The organism is Micromonospora sp. URMC 106 (assembly GCF_051386395.1).
In the GTDB taxonomy this organism is placed as follows: Bacteria; Actinomycetota; Actinomycetes; order Mycobacteriales; family Micromonosporaceae; genus Micromonospora.
In genome coordinates this window covers 1-420 of sequence record NZ_JBPQTP010000254.1, presented here as the reverse complement: position 1 = coordinate 420, position 420 = coordinate 1, and the positions used below count along the sequence as shown (strand labels likewise).

1 protein-coding gene is annotated in these 420 nt (G+C 79.3%); it reads left to right on the top strand.

From position 1 onward, the window contains the following. The coding region (locus ACSNOB_RS32005; RefSeq protein ID WP_436691180.1) for an FxsA family protein at positions 1–407 on the top strand (407 nt) is incomplete at its 5' end. Positions 408–420: the final 13 nt, after the last annotated feature.

The following is a 420-nucleotide window of genomic DNA, read 5'->3' as shown; positions in this document are numbered from 1 at the left end:
TCGCGGTGTCGCTGCTGGGGCTGGTGCTGCTGCGGCGGGAGGGGATGCGCGCCTGGCGCGGCTTCCGGGCCTCCGCCGAGGCCGGCCAGCCGCCGGGCCGGCAGGTCACCGACGGCCTTGTCGGGCTGGTGGGCGCGCTGCTGCTGGCCGCGCCGGGCCTGGTGAGCGCCCTGGTGGGGTTGTTGCTGCTGGTGCCGCCGGTGCGTCGCCTGGCCCGCGGCGGGGTGCAGCGTGCCGCGGAGCGCCGGGTGTCGTCGATGCTCGCCGGTGACCTGTTCGGGCCCCGCCGGGTGCGGGTGCGCCGGGGTGCGCCGCAGCCGGCGCCGCGCCCGACGCCCGCGCCGCCGACCGTCATCGACGCAGGCCGCGCCATCGAGGGCGAGATCGTCGAACCCGGCCGCAACTGACGCCTTGACGCGG